The sequence below is a fragment of the Streptomyces sp. NPDC005706 genome (genome assembly GCF_040631045.1).
Taxonomy (GTDB): Bacteria; Actinomycetota; Actinomycetes; order Streptomycetales; family Streptomycetaceae; genus Streptomyces.
On the sequence record NZ_JBEXYS010000001.1, the window covers coordinates 714,523 to 731,530 of the forward strand.

Genomic DNA, 17,008 nt, shown 5'->3' on the forward strand with positions numbered 1-17,008 from the left:
ACGGGCATGCGTGCCGCCAGAGTCGGCGCCCACCCAGCAGCGGGCAACCGCACCCCCGTAGCTGCGGGCATGCGTGTGCCGCTAGGGGCGGCGCCCACCCAGCAGCGGGCAACCGTGCCCCTGTAGCTGCGGGCATAGTGCCGCTAGGGGCGGCACGGGTGGGCGCAGCGGCACCCCGCAGGCGCGGGCAAGCGAAGCACCGTGACGCTCACCGAGGCACGGGGCAACCAGCGAATCCCGGCTCAGCCAAGCGCTACGCCCGCCTCGGCACGGGGCAACCAGTGAACCCGGCTCAGCCAAAGCCAACGGCACCGCAGCCAAGCCAACCCCCGGCCAACCGGCGGAGCCACCCCTCACCGCCGCTGCCCCTCCCGCTCCCCGGCCAGCCGGGCCACCTCCGCACGCAGCAACCGCACCTCCTCCGCCAGAGCGGCGATCGCCTCCGTCTGCCGCCGCTCCTCCACGTCGTCCTTCTCGAACCGCGAGATGAACCACGCCGCGATGTTCGCCGTCACCACACCCAGCAACGCGATCCCGGACAGCATCAGCCCGACCGCGATCATGCGTCCCAGCCCGGTGGTCGGCGCGTGATCCCCGTACCCCACCGTCGTCATCGTCGTGAAGGACCACCACACGGCGTCACCCAGCGTCCGGATGTTCCCGTCGGGCGACTCCCGCTCCACCGACAGCACCGCCAGCGACCCGAACATCAGCAGCCCGATCACCGACCCCACGACATACGTCGTCAGCCGGATCTGCGGAGCCATCCGCGCCCGCCGCCCCACCAGCAGCAGCGTCGACACCAGCCGCAGCAGCCTGAGCGGCTGCAGCACCGGCAGCACCACCGCGCACAGATCGGGCCAGTGCCGGCGCACGAACTCCCCGCGCCGGGGCGCGAGCGCCAGCCGCATGAGGTAGTCCACGGCGAAGGCGCCCCACACCACCCACTCCACGCCCGTGCACAGGGCCGTCAGCGAGTGCCCCGCCGAGCCGTCCACGATGGGCACGGCGTACGCGACGGCGAACGCCACGGCCAGCGCCAGCAGGGGCCGTTGGCTGAGCCGTTCCCACCGCGCCTGCGCCGCATTCGTCTCCATGGCCGCATCGTAGGGAAGACAGACGTGAGGGCGGCGGAGACTCCGGCTCCGCCGCCCTCACGCCCAGTGCCCGGTCGCGGGCCGCGCGGCGCTACGCGTCGCCGCCCGCCGCCCCCGGATCCGCCGCCGACACGTCCAGCAGCTGGTACCGGTCGATGGCCTGCTTCAGCACGGACCGGTCGACCTTGCCCTCCCGGGCCAGCTCGGTCAGCACCCCCACCACGATCGACTGCGCGTCGATGTGGAAGAACCGCCGCGCCGCGCCCCGGGTGTCGGCGAAGCCGAAGCCGTCGGCGCCGAGGGACTGGTACGTCCCCGGCACCCAGCGCGCGATCTGGTCCGGCACCGACCGCATCCAGTCGGACACGGCCACGAACGGCCCCTCGGAGCCGCTGAGCTTCCGCGTCACGTACGGCACCCGCTGCTCCTCCTCGGGGTGCAGCAGGTTGTGCTGCTCGCAGGCCACGGCCTCACGCCGCAGCTCGTTCCACGAGGTCGCCGACCACACGTCCGCCTTGACGTTCCACTCCTCGGCGAGGAGCCGCTGGGCCTCCAGCGCCCAGGGCACCGCGACACCGGACGCCATGATCTGCGCCGGGATCGAGCCGCCGGTGCCCTCGCTCAGCTTGTACACGCCCTTGACGATGCCCTCGACGTCCACGTTCGCCGGCTCGGCCGGGTGCCGGATGGGCTCGTTGTAGACGGTGAGGTAGTAGAAGACGTCCTCGCCGTGCGGGTGCTCGGCGTCACTGCCGTACATCCGGCGCAGACCGTCCTGCACGATGTGCGCGATCTCGTAGGCGTACGCCGGGTCGTAGGCCACGCACGCCGGGTTGGTCGAGGCGAGGAGCTGCGAGTGGCCGTCCGCGTGCTGCAGGCCCTCACCGGTCAGGGTGGTACGCCCGGCGGTCGCGCCCAGTACGAATCCGCGCGCGAGCTGGTCGGCCATCTGCCAGAACTGGTCGCCGGTGCGCTGGAAACCGAACATCGAGTAGAAGACGTACACCGGGATCAGCGGCTCGCCGTGCGTGGCGTAGGCGGAGCCGGCCGCGACCAGCGAGGCCGTGCAGCCCGCCTCGGAGATGCCGTCGTGCAGCATCTGGCCGGTCGGCGACTCCTTGTACGCGAGCAGCAGCTCACGGTCGACCGCCTCGTACTGCTGGCCGAGCGGGTTGTAGATCTTCGCGCTCGGGAAGAACGAGTCCATGCCGAACGTGCGGTACTCGTCCGGCGCGATCAGCACGAACCGCCTGCCGAGCTCCTTGTCCCGCATGAGGTCCTTCAGCAGCCGCACGAACGCCATGGTCGTGGCGATGGACTGCTGACCGGTGCCCTTCTTCACGGTCGCGTACGTCTTGTCGTCCGGCAGCGCCAGCGGCTTCGAGCGGACGACCCGGGTCGGCACGTACCCGCCGCACTGTTGGCGCCGGTCGTGCATGTACTGGATCTCCTCGGAGTTCCGGCCCGGGTGGTAGTACGGCGGCGCGCCGGACTCCAGCTCCTTGTCGGAGATCGGCAGGTGCAGCCGGTCGCGGAAGCGCTTGAGGTCGTCGACCGTCAGCTTCTTCATCTGGTGCGTGGCGTTGCGGCCCTCGAAGTTCGGGCCCAGCGTCCACCCCTTGACCGTCTTGGCCAGGATGACCGTCGGCTGGCCCTTGTGCTCCACGGCGGCCTTGAAGGCCGCGTAGATCTTCCGGTGGTCGTGACCGCCGCGGCCCAGCATCAGGATCTGGTGGTCGCTCATGTTCTCGACCATCGCGCGCAGCCGGTGGTCGTCACCGAAGAAGTGATCGCGGATGTACGCGCCGGTCTCGGTCGCGTACGTCTGGAACTGGCCGTCCGGCGTGGTGTTCATCCTGTTGACCAGCACGCCGTCCCGGTCCTGCGCGAGCAGCGGGTCCCAGGAGCGGTCCCAGATCAGCTTGATCACGTTCCAGCCGGCGCCCCGGAAGACCGACTCCAGCTCCTGGATGATCTTCCCGTTGCCGCGCACCGGGCCGTCCAGGCGCTGCAGGTTGCAGTTGACCACGAAGGTCAGGTTGTCCAGGCCCTCGCGCGCGGCGATGCTCAGCTGGCCGAGCGACTCCGGCTCGTCCATCTCGCCGTCGCCGAGGAACGCCCACACGTGCGACTTGGAGGTGTCGGCGATGCCGCGCGCCTCCATGTAGCGGTTCATCCGCGCCTGGAAGATCGCGCCGAGCGGGCCGAGGCCCATGGAGACGGTCGGGAACTCCCAGAAGTCCGGCATGGAGCGCGGGTGCGGATAGCTGGACAGGCCGTCGGGGTACTTCGACTTCTCCTGCCGGAAGCCGTCCAGCTGCTTCTCGCTGAGGCGGTCGAGCAGGTACGCGCGCGCGTAGATGCCGGGGGAGGCGTGGCCCTGGAAGAAGACCTGATCGCCGCCGTCGCCCTCGTCCTTGCCGCGGAAGAAGTGGTTGAAGCCCACGTCGTACAGCGAGGCGGAGGAGGCGAAGGTGGCGATGTGACCGCCGACGCCGATGCCGGGGCGCTGGGCCCGCGAGACCATCACGGCCGCGTTCCAGCGGGTCGCGTTGAGGATCCTGCGCTCGATCTCCTCGTTGCCCGGGAAGAACGGCTCGGCCCGGGTGGGGATCGTGTTGACGTAGTCCGTGCTGCGCATCTCGGGCACGGCCACGCGCCGCTCGCGGGCCCGCTCGATCAGGCGGAGCATGAGATACCGGGCCCGCTCCCGGCCGCGCTCGTCGACCGCGGCGTCGAGGGAGTCGAGCCACTCCTGGGTCTCTTCGGGATCGAAGTCAGGCACCTGACTCGGAAGGCCGCCAATGATGATCGGATTGCGATCGGATCCGGAAGCCACGCTGTTCCTTACCTGTCGGAGGGCCACTTCTTCACTCGTGCCTACACCGTTCCCCATCGTGTACCTCGGGAAGGCGTACGTCATCTTTACCGTGGGGTAACCAGCACACAGGGTCGGTCAAAACGCAACGATACGCCCGGGGTGTGACAGGCTTGCCAAACTTGTTCGAGAGTCGTTTGACTGGATGATTCCGAATGGAATAAAGCGGGCACAAGCGCGTGATGTGGGTCACGATGAATCGGGATACGGTGCCAGGAGTTGCGCCGACACGGCCCGGATCGTCACCGTTTCGGCGGTCCGGACGGCCGGGTACTTGCGCGATCCGTCCCGCCCGTGTGGACTACGGCCAATGCTTCGCGCACGCGCGTGGCTGAGATATTCACCAAGACTGATCAGGAGGCAAACCGTGAGCGCGACCGCGGACCACGCGGAGGAGCGGACGAACCCTGCCGCCAGGCTGGGGTTCCAGCCCGGGCAGGTGGTCCAGGAGATCGGCTACGACGACGACGTCGATCAGGAGCTCCGCGAGGCCATCGAGGAAGCCATCGAGGGCGACCTGATGGACGAGGAATATGACGACGTGGCCGACGCCGTCGTGCTGTGGCATCGCGACGAGGACGGTGATCTCACCGACGCGCTCGTCGATGCCACGACGTACATCGAGGAGGGTGGCGCCATCCTGCTGCTCACGCCGAAGACCGGCCGCAGCGGGTACGTGGAGCCGAGTGACATCTCGGAGGCCGCCACCACCGCCGGCCTGACCGCGTCCAAGAGCGTCAGCGTCGGCAAGGACTGGAGCGGCAGCCGCCTGGCGACGCCGAAGGCCGCCAAGTCGAAGAAGTGACCGCCGCCGGACCGGGCCCGAGGGTCCGGTCCGGCCGCCGCGGGCCCCCCGGTGATCGCTGCGTAGGGTGGAGCCGAGCGCTTGCCGCGCTCTGACCCGAACAGCCCACCGAAGGGATGCACGACGATGGCGATCCAGGTCGGCGACAAGGCGCCCGATTTCGAACTCAAGGACAACCACGGCCGCACCGTGAATCTCGCCGACTTCCGCGGCGAGAAGAACGTGGTGCTGCTCTTCTACCCCTTCGCCTTCACCGGCGTGTGCACCGGCGAGCTGTGCGAGCTGCGCGACAACCTGCCGAGGTTCGCCGACCGCGACACCCAGCTCCTCGCCGTCTCCAACGACTCCATCCACACCCTGCGCGTCTTCGCCGAGCAGGAGGGCCTGGAGTACCCGCTGCTGAGCGACTTCTGGCCGCACGGCAACGTCTCGCGCGCCTACGGCGTCTTCGACGAGGACAAGGGCTGCGCCGTCCGGGGCACCTTCGTCATCGACAAGGAGGGCGTCGTGCGGTGGACCGTGGTCAACGGACTTCCGGACGCCCGGGACCTGAACGAGTACGTGAAGGCGCTCGACACCCTGTGATCCTCCGGGGTCAGGGCCTGCGGAGAGCGGGAACCCGTCACTAGGATCGGCACGTTGATCCCATATCCGAAGCACGACGGGGCTTCCCGCCCCTGAACACCACATGGAGGACCCGTGGGAGTCAGCCTCAGCAAGGGCGGCAACGTATCGCTGACGAAGGAGGCCCCGGGCCTGACCGCCGTCATCGTCGGTCTGGGGTGGGACGTGCGCACCACGACCGGCACCGACTTCGACCTCGACGCCAGCGCGCTGCTGCTGAACAACTCCGGCAAGGTCGCGAGCGACCAGCACTTCGTCTTCTTCAACAACCTCAAGAGCCCCGACGGCTCGGTCGAGCACACCGGTGACAACATCACCGGTGAGGGCGAGGGCGACGACGAACAGATCAAGATCAACCTGGTCGGCGTCCCGGCCGACGTCGAGAAGATCGTCTTCCCGGTGTCGATCTACGACGCCGAGAACCGCCAGCAGTCCTTCGGTCAGGTCCGCAACGCGTTCATCCGCGTGGTGAACCAGGCGGGCGAGCAGGAGATCGCGCGCTACGACCTCAGCGAGGACGCCTCCACCGAGACCGCCATGGTCTTCGGCGAGCTGTACCGGCACGGCACGGAGTGGAAGTTCCGCGCCATCGGCCAGGGGTACGCCTCGGGGCTGCGCGGCATCGCCCAGGACTTCGGCGTCAACGTCTGACGCGTACGACAGCACCAGCTTCCGGCGCCGCACCGTTTACGGGCGGCGCCGGACGTGCAGGACAACCAAACAAGCACCACTAGGGGAGGACCAGCATCATGGGCGTCACGCTCGCCAAGGGAGGCAACGTCTCCCTCTCCAAGGCCGCACCGAACCTCACCAACGTCATGATCGGGCTCGGCTGGGACGCGCGCTCCACCACGGGCGCCCCCTTCGACCTGGACGCCAGTGCCCTGCTGTGCGGCGCCGGGAACCGGGTGCTGGGCGACGACTGGTTCGTGTTCTACAACCAGCTCACGAGCCCCGACGGCTCGGTCGAGCACACCGGCGACAACCTCACCGGTGAGGGCGAGGGTGACGACGAGTCGATCCTGGTGGACCTGACCAAGGTCCCCCTCCAGTGCGAGAAGATCATCTTCCCCGTCTCGATCCACGCCGCCGACGAACGCGGCCAGACCTTCGGCCAGGTCTCCAACGCCTTCATCCGCGTGGTCAACCAGGCCGACGGTCAGGAACTGGCCCGCTACGACCTGAGCGAGGACGCCTCCACCGAGACCGCCATGATCTTCGGCGAGCTGTACCGCTACCAGAGCGAGTGGAAGTTCCGGGCCGTCGGACAGGGGTACGCGTCGGGACTGCGGGGCATCGCCCTGGATTTCGGAGTCAACGTCTCCTGAAGCCGGACACGGCGTGTGCGAACGAGGGCTCCGGGTCCGCCTCTCCCGTCCCCGTGACCGTCGAGAGGCCGAGGCGGGCTGCCGGTACGAGGCGGGGACCTGCGGCGTTGTGACGGAGGTCCCCTCCCCGCCCCTTTCGGCGGAGCGCCCCTCTAGACTCGTGGTCAACATTTAGCAAAGCCGAGTACGGCGCGGGGGAAACTCTCCCCCCAGACATCGTCTGGGAGGTGCCCCCACAACATGATGGGGTAGCCAGTGCTTCTGAAAACCTTCGGCTGGTCGTTCGCGGTCACCGCGCTCGGCCTGGTCGCGGCCGCGTTCTACGGGGGGTGGACCGCCTTCGGGATCGTGGCGATCCTCGCCGTCCTCGAGATCTCGCTGTCGTTCGACAACGCGGTGGTCAACGCCGGAATCCTGAAGAAGATGAACGCCTTCTGGCAGAAGATCTTCCTCACCGTCGGCGTCCTCATCGCGGTCTTCGGTATGCGGCTGGTCTTCCCCGTCGTCATCGTCGCGGTCACCGCCCACATGGGCCCGATCGAGGCCGTCGACCTCGCGCTCAACAACAAGGACCGCTACCAGGAACTCGTCACCGACGCCCACCCGGCGATCGCCGCGTTCGGTGGCATGTTCCTGCTGATGATCTTCCTCGACTTCATCTTCGAGGACCGGGACATCCAGTGGCTGCGCTGGATCGAGCGGCCGCTCGCCAAGCTCGGCAAGGTCGACATGCTGTCGGTCTGCATCGCGCTGATCGTCCTGCTCATCACCGCCTTCACCTTCGCCACCCACGCCCACCAGCACGGCGGCGCCCACGTCGACAAGGCGCAGACGGTCCTGATCGCCGGCATCGCCGGTCTGATCACCTACATGGTCGTCGGCGGTCTCTCCGGCTTCTTCGAGGACCGCCTCGAGGAGCAGGAGGAGCGCGAGCACGAGGAGGAGGAAGAGGCCGAGCGCACCGGCAAGAAGCGCTCGCCGGTCGTCCTGGCCGGCCAGGCCGCGTTCTTCATGTTCCTCTACCTCGAGGTCCTGGACGCGTCCTTCTCCTTCGACGGTGTGATCGGCGCCTTCGCCATCACCAACGACATCGTCCTCATGGCGCTCGGCCTCGGCATCGGCGCGATGTACGTCCGGTCCCTGACCGTGTACCTGGTCCGCCAGGGCACCCTCGACGACTACGTCTACCTCGAGCACGGCGCCCACTACGCCATCGGCGCCCTGGCCGTGATCCTCATGGTCACCATCCGGTACGAGATCAACGAGGTCATCACCGGTCTCGTCGGCGTCGTCCTGATCGCCTGGTCCTTCTGGTCCTCCGTCCGCCGCAACCGCGCCCTCGCGGCCGCGGGCGAGGGCTCCGACGAGAAGGCGGAGGTCTCCTCCGGGGTCTGACAGCCCTGATGAGCCCACGGGGCCCCGTCGTCCGGATCGGACCGGCGGGAGGCCCTAGGGGCAAGATCAGGGACGGGACGGGGTGTGACGCCCCGCGCCGTGAGGAACGCTCTGATCGGGGCGGCCGACGTGGTCGGCCGCCCCGACGGCGTTCGAGACGAGTACCTGGGGGCGGGAATGGGATTCTTCGACGGGCTGCGCGGCGGACGCGCCGCCGAGTTCGACTCGGGCAGCGCCGCGAGCAACGCGATCGAACTGACCCGGCGGCACCAGCAGGTGTCCCTCACCAAACAGGACGCGGCCACCGGCCACCTGCGCGTCAACCTGGCCTGGCGGATGCGGACCTCCGACTTCGACGTCACCCAGCGCACCAGCCTCTTCCGGCACCCCTTCCGGGCACTGAAACCACCGGAGGTGCTCGGCCACGGGGAGAGCATGGTCAACGTCGACCTCGACCTGGGCTGCCTGTACGAGCTCACAGACGGCACCAAGGGGGTCGTCCAGCCCCTCGGCGGCTACCTCGGCGACGTCAACGCGCCGCCGTACATCAAGCTCAGCGGCGACGACCGGTTCGGCTCGGCGTCCGGCGAGACCATGTACGTCAACCTGGACCACCGGGACGCCATCAAGCGGCTGCTGGTGTTCGTGTACATCTACGACCGCACACCGGCCTTCGACCGCACCCACGCCATCGTCACGCTCTACCCCAGCAACGGGCCCCGCATCGAGATAGGCCTGGACGAACGCCACCCCCAGGCCCGGTCCTGCGCGGTCGTGATGATCGAGAACGTGAAGGGGGAACTGGTCGTCCGGCGCGAGGTGAAGTTCGTCTACGGCTTCCAGGGCGAACTGGACCGGCTGTACGGATGGGGACTGACCTGGGGGCGGGGCTACAAGTCGAAGGTGGAGCAGTAACCCCTACCGGCCGATGAACTGCGGCCCCTGGGGCGGCAGCCGGAAGTCCGGGTCCAGCGCAGCCGCCAGGGCCGGCTGCGGCTGGGGCTCGGGATGGCCGTAGGCGGGCAGCCCCGAGGCCTGCTGCGGATAGCCGTACGCCGGCTGCCGGGGCGACGCCGTCTGCGGATAGCCGTACGCAGGCTGGGCCGGCACCGCCGTCGTCGGCTGCTCCGGCGGAAGGGGCTGGGACGTCGTCTCCGGCGGGGCCTGCCGCGGCTCCTCCACCTCCGACTCGTCCACCGAGATACCGAAGTCGGTGGCCAGGCCCCGCAGACCGTTCGAATAGCCCTCACCCAGCGCGCGGAACTTCCAGCCCTCACCGCGCCGGTACAGCTCACCGCAGATCAGGGCGGTCTCCGCACCCGTCTCCGGCTTGATCTCGAAACGGGCCAGCGGCTCCCCGTCGGCGACGTCGGCGTCGTACAGCAGGATGCACAGGGCCGGGACCTGGTCGAAGGAGACCCCGTCCGCCGAGGCGACCAGCAGAACACGGCCCACACCGGGCTCCACACCCGCGAGGTCGGACTGGATCGTGTCCGTCAGGCCCTCCGGGGCCCGCTTCTTGCCCAGCCGCCAGACCTTCCCCGAGGGGTGCCGGGGCTGGTTGTAGAACACGAAGTCCTCGTCGGAGCGCACACGGCCGTCCTGGCCCAGCAGCAGCGCCGAGGCGTCCACGTCCGGAACCCCCTGCCCGGGCGTCCAGCGCAGCACGGCGCGCACCGTGGTGGCCTCGAGCGGGACGTTGGACCCCTTCAGCATCGCGTGCGTCATGCCGTCATCCTGCCTTCTGGGTCCTGGCCACGACAATGCGGGGTGTGGTGGCGCCGACGCGGGCCGGTTACCGGAAGTTCATGCCCGGAGGGAACCTCCGACATGGATCCCTACGTACTATTACCGGCCACCCTTTACCGAATCCAGAGGTCCGACCCGGACCCCTAAGGAGCCGTATGCGTCATTTCGGGCACATCGCCCCCGAGGTGCGGAGGCGTCTCTTCCATCAGGAGCCGTGCGAGTTCACCGCCGACTCCCCGGCCCGGCTGCTCTCCGCGGCCCTGGGCGCCACGCTGTACAGCCCGGCCACCCGGCCGCAACTGGCCGACGACATCGTCAAACAGGCCGGCAACGGCGTGGTCTCGATGGTGCTGTGCCTGGAGGACTCCATCAGCGACGCGGACGTCGCCGAGGGCGAGGAGAACCTCGTCCGGCAGTTCGCCGACCTCCACTCCCGCACGGGCGCCGAACCGCCCCTGCTGTTCATCCGGGTACGGATCCCCGAACAGATCCCCGACCTCGTCCGGCGCCTCGGAGACTCCGTACGGCTGCTGTCCGGCTTCGTCCTGCCCAAGTTCACCGAGGAACGCGGCAACCCCTTCCTCGAGGCCCTCGCCCTCGCCGAGGCCGAGAGCGGACGCCGGCTCTTCGCCATGCCCGTCCTCGAATCGCCCGAGCTGCTCTACCGTGAGAGCCGCGTGGACACCCTGGAGGGCATCGCCCGCGCCGTCGGCAAGTACCGCGACCGGGTTCTCGCCCTGCGCCTCGGCGTCACCGACTTCTGCTCCTCCTACGGCCTGCGCCGAGCCCCCGACATGACCGCCTACGACGTCCAGATCGTCGCCTCCGTGATCGCCGACGTCGTCAACATGCTCGGCCGCGCCGACGGCAGCGGATTCACCGTCACCGGCCCCGTCTGGGAGTACTTCCGGGTCCCCGAGCGCATGTTCAAGCCACAGCTGCGGCAGAGCCCCTTCCTCGAGGTGCAGGCCGTCGACCTGCGCGAGAAGCTCATCGAGCACGCCATGGACGGACTGCTCCGGGAGATCTCCCTCGACCAGGCCAACGGCCTGCTCGGCAAGACCTGCATCCACCCCTCCCACGTCCTGCCCGTGCACGCGCTGTCCGTGGTCAGCCACGAGGAGTTCAGCGACGCGGCGGACATCCTCCGGCCGGAACGCGGCGGCGGGGGTGTACTCCGGTCGGCATACACGAACAAGATGAACGAAGTGAAACCGCACCGCGCCTGGGCCGAACGCACCCTGCTGCGCGCCGAGGTGTTCGGCGTGGCCGGCGAGGACGTCGGCTTCGTCGAACTGCTCACCGCCGGAATACCCGGCTGACCCCTCCCAACCCAAGGAACGCATGAACAACGCAGTGAACGACGGGGTCTGGTCCGGCACCTGGGTCGCCGAACGACTCGGAGTCGGACTGGAGGGCGACGACGAGCTGCCGGACCTGCTCGGACTCGCGCTGCGCCGCAACCCCAAGCGGGCCCACCTGCTGGTCTCCAACGTGCTCGGCAAACACGTACCCCAGTCGCCGTCCGTGGTGTACGGCCACGGATTCCGGCTGGGCCGCCGGGTCCGCGCGCTGCTCGGCGATACGGCGGCCGCCTCCGCCGTAGTCCTCGGCTACGCGGAGACCGCCACCGGCCTCGGCCACGCGGTCGCCGACGGCCTGGGCCTCGCCCCGTACCTGCACTCCACCCGCCGCCCCGTGACCGGCATCGCCCCCGCCGGCGGCTTCGAGGAGTCCCACAGCCACGCCACCTCCCACCTGCTGCTCCCCGAGGACCCCGCCCTGCTGGCCGGCGACGGCCCGCTGGTCCTGGTCGACGACGAGTTCTCCACCGGCAACACGGTCCTCAACACCATCCGCGACCTGCACGCCCGCCACCCGCGCGAGCGGTACGTGGTGGTCGCCCTGGTCGACATGCGCTCACCCGAGGACACCGCACGCCTGCACCGGTTCGCGGACGGCATCGGCGCCCGCGTCGACCTGATCGCCGCCGCCTCCGGCACCGTACGGCTGCCCGACGACGTCCTCGACCGGGGCCGCGAGCTCGTCGCACAGCACGAGACCGCCCGGCCCGACGAGACACCCGAACCGCCCCGCGGCCGGATCACCCGCGTCGACCTGCGCTGGCCCCACGGCCTGCCCGACGGCGGCCGGCACGGCTTCACACCCGCGCACCGCGCCCGCCTGGAAGCCGCCCTGCCCGCCATGGCGGCCCGGATCGCCGAAGCACTGCCCACCGGCGCCCGGCACGTCCTCGTGCTCGGCTTCGAGGAGCTGATGTACGCCCCGCTGCGCCTCGCCCGCGAACTGGAGCAGATCGTCCCGGACACCGAGGTGCGCTTCTCCACCACCACCCGCTCACCCGTCCTCGCCGTCGACGACCCCGGCTACGCGATCCGCACCCGCCTGGTCTTCCCCGCCCACGACGACCCAGCCGACGGCCCCGGCGAGCGATACGCCTACAACGTCGCGGGCGCCGGCTTCGACGCCGTCGTCGCCGTGGTCGACTCGGTCGCCGACACCCCCGCACTGCACGCCCGCGACGGCCTGCCGGCCCGCCTCGCCGCCCACACCCCGCACGTCCTGCTCGCCGTCGTCCCCTCCCACGTCCCCACGCCCCCCTCCACCACCCCCGAAAGGCCGGCCATGCTGTCCGAGCCCCTCCGCGGCCCCGCCTTCTCCTCGTACCCGCCCGACGAGGTCGGCTGGCTGCTGCGGGACCTCTCGGACGTCACCCTCGAGGCGCCGACCGAGGAGCGGGAGGAGGCCATCCAGAGCGGCGGGGCCCACTACGCCGAATCACTCCCCGTGGAATACCAGCCCAGCGAGCAGTACCAGCAGCTGTTCCACGCCGCCCTGGACGCCTCGGCGGCCCGGATCGCACACGCCGTCGGAGTCGTCACCGAGACCGTCCTCAACGAGGGCTCACCCCGCCCCGTACTGGTGTCGCTCGCCCGCGCCGGCACCCCCGTCGGCATCCTGATGCGCCGCTGGGCCCAGTTCCGGCACGGCCTTGACCTCCCGCACTACGCCGTCTCCATCGTCCGCGGCCGCGGCATCGACGCCAACGCGCTGCGCTGGCTGGCCGGCCACCACGACCCCCGGGACGTCGTCTTCGTCGACGGCTGGACCGGCAAGGGCGCCATCACCCGCGAACTCACCCAGGCGATAGAGGAGTTCGAGAAAACCGAGGGCATCACCGGCTTCGACCCGGAGATCGCCGTACTCGCCGACCCCGGCTCCTGCGTACGCACCTACGGCACCCGCGAGGACTTCCTCATCCCCTCCGCCTGCCTCAACTCCACCGTCTCCGGCCTGATCTCCCGCACCGTCCTGCGCGCCGACCTGGTCGGCCCCGGCGACTTCCACGGCGCGAAGTTCTACCGCGAACTCGCCGGCGCCGACCTCTCCATGATCTTCCTGGACGCCGTCGGCGCCCGCTTCCAGGAGGTCACCGGCACCGTCGACAGCGCCGTCAAGGAACTCATGACCGGGGACCGCACCCCCACCTGGGCCGGCTGGCGGGCCGTCGAGCGGATCAGCGAGGAGTACGGCATCCACGACGTCAACCTCGTCAAGCCCGGCGTCGGCGAGACCACCCGGGTACTGCTGCGCCGCGTGCCCTGGAAGATCCTCGCCAAGGCCGGCGCCGGCCCAGACCTCGACCACGTACGCCTGCTCGCCGAACAACGCGGCGTACCGGTCGAGGAGGTCGGCGAACTGCCCTACACCTGCGTCGGCCTCATCCACCCCCAGTACACCCGGGGCGCCACCGGCGCCGACGGCCGGGCGGTGAACGTCTGATGCCGGTACTCGTGGCGAGCGACCTCGACCGCACCCTGATCTACTCCGCCGCCGCCCTGGCCCTGACCATGCCCGACGCACGGGCCCCCCGCCTGCTCTGCGTCGAGGTCCACGAGAGCAGACCCCTGTCCTACATGACCGAGACGGCGGCCCAGCTGCTCACCGACCTCGGCGACGCGGCCGTCTTCGTGCCCACCACGACCCGGACCCGCAAGCAGTACCAGCGCATCAACCTGCCCGGCCCCCAGCCGGCCTACGCGATCTGCGCCAACGGCGGACACCTGCTGGTCGACGGGGCCACCGACCACGACTGGCACGCGCGCGTACTGGCACGCCTCGCCGACGAGTGCGCGCCGCTGGACGAGATCCGCGAGCACCTGATGCGGACCGCCGACCCCGTCTGGGTCCGCAAGCACCGGATCGCCGAGGACCTCTTCGCCTACCTCGTCGTCGAGCGCGAACTGCTCCCCGACGACTGGATGAAGGAACTGGCGGCCTGGGCGGAGCCCCGCGGCTGGACGGTCTCCCTCCAGGGCCGCAAGATCTACGCCGTCCCCAAGCCGCTCACCAAGAGCGCGGCCGTACACGAGGTCGCCCGCCGCACCGGAGCGGAGCTGACCCTGGCCGCCGGGGACTCCCTCCTCGACGCCGACCTCCTCCTCGCCGCCGACCGGGGCTGGCGGCCCGGACACGGCGAACTGGCCGACAGCCAGTGGACCGCACCGGCCATCACCGCCCTGCCCGAGCGGGGCGTGCTCGCCGGCGAACGGATCACCCGGGAGTTCCTGCGGGCCGCCCGGGGCGAAACACCGGCCGGCCCGTCCCGCTGATCAGCCGCAGCAGCCCCCGCCGCAGCAGCCGCCGCCACCGCCGCCCGCGCCCGGTGCGGCGGCCGGGGCGCCGGCCGTACCGCCCACGGCCACCGTCGACAGCAGCTTCACCGTGTCGTCATGGCCCGCCGGGCAGGCGGCGGGGGCGGCGGACTCCGCCATCGGACGGCTCAGTTCGAAAGTGTCACCGCAGGTGCGGCAACGGTACTCATAGCGAGGCATGGGCCCAGAGTAACCGGCACCCGCTCCCGACTCACCGCAGACCGGGACGGCCGGAGCCGCCCTCCTCCTTGCCCGGCAGCGGCATCGTCACCGGTGGAGTACCGGTCTCGTGCTCACGGCCCGGAGGTTCGGCGGCCGGACCGGGATGACGGGCCCGGTAGTACGGATTGTCGGGCGGCAGGGTCGAACCGACCCGGCCGTACATGCCGAACGTCATCAGCAGCAGACCCACGATGAAGCTGAAGATCACGTTCTGGATCCGGAACGCCAGGAAGTTGTAGTCGCCGTCCAGCAGAGCCAGGTTCAGGAAACCGTTCAGCAGGAACAGCACCCCGAACACCATGTTCAGCGTGGACGCCACGTTCCCGCCGATCACCATGCCCGCCAGCAGGATCACCCCGACGACGATGGACAGCACACTCAGCGTGCCGTTGGTGTTCAGCCCGATGACCCTGTCACCGCCGGTGTTGAAGAAACCGATCTGGTCGATCAGACCCAGAATTCCGAAGACGAGCAAAAACGCGCCGATCAGGCCGGCCCCGATGCGGTAGACCGTGTTCAGCCGGTGGTCGACGGGCAGATGCTTGTCGAACTGGATCTGCCGTCCAGGCCTCGTATGCACTGAGTGTGTGGCCATGTCCGCCTCCTGTCGGGCGCTAGCGGAGGCCATCCGTCCATCCAGCATCCGCCCGCCCACCCCGAACCGCCACCACACGCATCGGCCCCCCGGAACCACACCGGGGCCCCCGGCGGCTCAGCGGCCCGCGCCGCCCCCGCGCTCCTCGCGGATCCGCGACACCACACCGGCCACCGCCTGCCGCACCGCCTCCGTCTCCGTCAGGAAGTGCCAGTAGTCCGGGTGCCGCCCCTCCAGCGACCCGACCGCCCGCTCCAGCCGGCCCACCGCGTCGTCCAGCGGACGCGCATGCCGCGGATCGGGCGTCGTACGCCCCGTCATGGCCAGCCGCTGCGCATCCCGGATCGCGAACCGGGTCCGCTCCGTCTCCGCGTGCGGATCCTTCTGCACGGCGTTCAGCCGGGCGAGCCGGTCACCGGCGGCCGACACGGCCTCGTCGGTGCTGTTCAGCAGTGCCCGCACTGTCGACAGCAGCGACGTGGCGTCCGGCCACCGCTGCGCCTCCCGCGCCGCCTGCGCCTCACGCAGCTTCAGCTCGGCCTGCCGTACGTTCTCCGCGGCCTGCGCCGGCACCTGCTGCAGATCCTGCCAGCACGCCGCCGTGAACCGCCGCCGCAGCTCACTCAGCACCGGGTCGACCTGCCCCGCCCGGGTGGTCAGCGCCTGTGCGCGGGTGCGCAGACTGACCAGCCGGTGATCGATCTCCGCGGCCCGCTCCGGCAACCGCTCGGCCTCGGCCCGGATCGCGGCGGCCTCCCGCTGCACCCGCTCGGCCCGCTCCAGCGTCTGCGGCACCCCGTGCTGCCCGGCACCCTGGTTCAGCCTCGTCAGCTCCGGAGACAGCGCGGCGAGCCGGGCGGCGAGGTCGTCCGCCGCCAGACCCTTCCCCCGCACGGCGTCCAGCGCGTTGCTCGCCCCCAGCAGCGCCTGCCGGGCCCGCTCCACGGCCGGCGCGAGCCGGGCCAGCTGGGTCTCGGCCTTGCCCAGCAACGGCCCCAGCGAGCTGCCGAAACGGTCCAGCTCCTGCTTGACCCCGACCAGCTCGTCCTTGGCGGCGGTCAGCTCGCTCCGCGCCCGGGCGGCCGTGGCGGCCTCCAGACCGTCGCGGTCGAGGTCATGGGCGTCGACGGCCTGGATGTACCGCTGACTGACCTCGTCGATGCGCGCGCCCAGCGCCTCGAAGTCGGCGACCGCGCGCCGGGCGGCGGGGGAGTCGTCGACGGCCGTGATGGTCTCCACCGAGATCCGCAGATCCCGCTGGGCGGTGTCCAGTTCGTAGAACGCGGCGGCCGCGGCGTCCTTCGCCGCCTGCGCCTCGGCCCGCTGACCCTCCGCACGCCCGCCGAACCACCGCCGGGTACCGCCCCCGGCGAAGGCGGCCGGCAGCACCAGTGCCACCACCAACGGCACGCTCATCAGCGTCAGGACGTCACGCACCCCCGCGGACCCACGCCGGGTCCGTACGGTCGGCGACGGCGGGTACGACTGCGTGGATGGCGTGCCCGGTGTCGCCCTCACATCCCTCTCCCGTGCTGTGATCCGCCCTGCCTGGTGTCATTCTCCCACCTGTTGAAGACGAACACACGAGCCGATCAGTTCGCCGCGGGGTGCGGGACTTTAACCGACCGCACCCGGAACG

At 70.2% G+C, this 17,008-nt stretch carries 15 protein-coding genes; 9 read left to right on the forward strand and 6 right to left on the reverse strand.

Translation table 11 applies throughout. The annotated features are described in order from the left end of the window. Positions 1-353: 353 nt before the first annotated feature. Positions 354-1,097, reverse strand: a complete 744-nt coding sequence (locus ABZ478_RS03130) for a potassium channel family protein (RefSeq protein WP_359544807.1) — start codon at positions 1,095-1,097, stop codon at positions 354-356. Positions 1,098-1,188: 91 nt separating this feature from the next. Then, positions 1,189-3,936: a pyruvate dehydrogenase (acetyl-transferring), homodimeric type gene (gene aceE / locus ABZ478_RS03135; protein ID WP_359544809.1), complete on the reverse strand. Its 2,748-nt coding sequence runs from the start codon at positions 3,934-3,936 to the stop codon at positions 1,189-1,191. A gap of 406 nt (positions 3,937-4,342) precedes the next feature. Here aceE and ABZ478_RS03140 point away from each other — a divergent pair, with 406 nt between their 5' ends. The 6 genes from ABZ478_RS03140 to ABZ478_RS03165 all read left to right on the forward strand — a co-directional run bounded on the left by ABZ478_RS03140 (position 4,343) and on the right by ABZ478_RS03165 (position 9,042). Further along, positions 4,343-4,780, forward strand: coding sequence for a DUF3052 domain-containing protein (locus ABZ478_RS03140; protein WP_358927193.1), 438 nt, complete (start codon positions 4,343-4,345; stop codon positions 4,778-4,780). Between the two features lie 126 nt (positions 4,781-4,906). Beyond that, positions 4,907-5,365: a peroxiredoxin gene (locus ABZ478_RS03145; RefSeq protein ID WP_359544811.1), complete on the forward strand. Its 459-nt coding sequence runs from the start codon at positions 4,907-4,909 to the stop codon at positions 5,363-5,365. A gap of 114 nt (positions 5,366-5,479) precedes the next feature. Beyond that, a complete protein-coding gene (locus ABZ478_RS03150; RefSeq protein WP_359544812.1) occupies positions 5,480-6,055 on the forward strand; it encodes a calcium homeostasis/redox stress adaptation protein in 576 nt (191 codons plus the stop codon). A gap of 98 nt (positions 6,056-6,153) precedes the next feature. Continuing rightward, positions 6,154-6,732, forward strand: a complete 579-nt coding sequence (locus tag ABZ478_RS03155; RefSeq protein ID WP_358927190.1) for a TerD family protein — start codon at positions 6,154-6,156, stop codon at positions 6,730-6,732. 255 nt (positions 6,733-6,987) lie between these two features. Next, on the forward strand, positions 6,988-8,127 hold the full coding sequence (locus ABZ478_RS03160; RefSeq protein ID WP_359544814.1) for a DUF475 domain-containing protein: 1,140 nt from the start codon (positions 6,988-6,990) through the stop codon (positions 8,125-8,127). 177 nt (positions 8,128-8,304) lie between these two features. Continuing rightward, entirely contained in the window at positions 8,305-9,042 is a 738-nt protein-coding gene (locus ABZ478_RS03165) for a Tellurium resistance (protein WP_359545016.1), read from the forward strand. A gap of 3 nt (positions 9,043-9,045) precedes the next feature. Here the strand turns inward: ABZ478_RS03165 and ABZ478_RS03170 are convergent, their stop codons facing one another. Beyond that, positions 9,046-9,855, reverse strand: a complete 810-nt coding sequence (locus ABZ478_RS03170) for a TerD family protein (protein ID WP_359544816.1) — start codon at positions 9,853-9,855, stop codon at positions 9,046-9,048. A gap of 176 nt (positions 9,856-10,031) precedes the next feature. Between ABZ478_RS03170 and ABZ478_RS03175 the strand changes: the two genes are divergently transcribed. The 3 genes from ABZ478_RS03175 to ABZ478_RS03185 are packed head-to-tail and all read left to right on the forward strand — an operon-like array spanning position 10,032 to position 14,510. Next, positions 10,032-11,198, forward strand: coding sequence for an HpcH/HpaI aldolase/citrate lyase family protein (locus ABZ478_RS03175; RefSeq protein ID WP_359544818.1), 1,167 nt, complete (start codon positions 10,032-10,034; stop codon positions 11,196-11,198). Positions 11,199-11,220: 22 nt separating this feature from the next. Next, positions 11,221-13,680, forward strand: a complete 2,460-nt coding sequence (locus ABZ478_RS03180) for a phosphoribosyltransferase (protein WP_359544820.1) — start codon at positions 11,221-11,223, stop codon at positions 13,678-13,680. Further along, positions 13,680-14,510, forward strand: coding sequence for an HAD family hydrolase (locus ABZ478_RS03185; protein ID WP_359544822.1), 831 nt, complete (start codon positions 13,680-13,682; stop codon positions 14,508-14,510). Before ABZ478_RS03180 ends, ABZ478_RS03185 begins: the two co-directional genes overlap by 1 nt. On the opposite strand, the gene ABZ478_RS03190 is transcribed toward ABZ478_RS03185, so the two are convergent. The 3 genes from ABZ478_RS03190 to ABZ478_RS03200 form a co-directional block, all read right to left on the reverse strand. Next, positions 14,511-14,732, reverse strand: a complete 222-nt coding sequence (locus ABZ478_RS03190) for a zinc ribbon domain-containing protein (protein WP_250402736.1) — start codon at positions 14,730-14,732, stop codon at positions 14,511-14,513. It abuts the gene before it with no gap. A 31-nt stretch (positions 14,733-14,763) separates the two neighbouring features. Then, positions 14,764-15,369 carry a DUF4383 domain-containing protein gene (locus ABZ478_RS03195; protein ID WP_359544824.1) on the reverse strand — a complete coding sequence of 202 codons (606 nt, stop codon included), beginning with the start codon at positions 15,367-15,369 and terminating at the stop codon, positions 14,764-14,766. A 117-nt stretch (positions 15,370-15,486) separates the two neighbouring features. Beyond that, complete coding sequence (locus ABZ478_RS03200; RefSeq protein ID WP_359544826.1) at positions 15,487-16,785, reverse strand: hypothetical protein; 1,299 nt, start codon at positions 16,783-16,785, stop codon at positions 15,487-15,489. Positions 16,786-17,008: the final 223 nt, after the last annotated feature.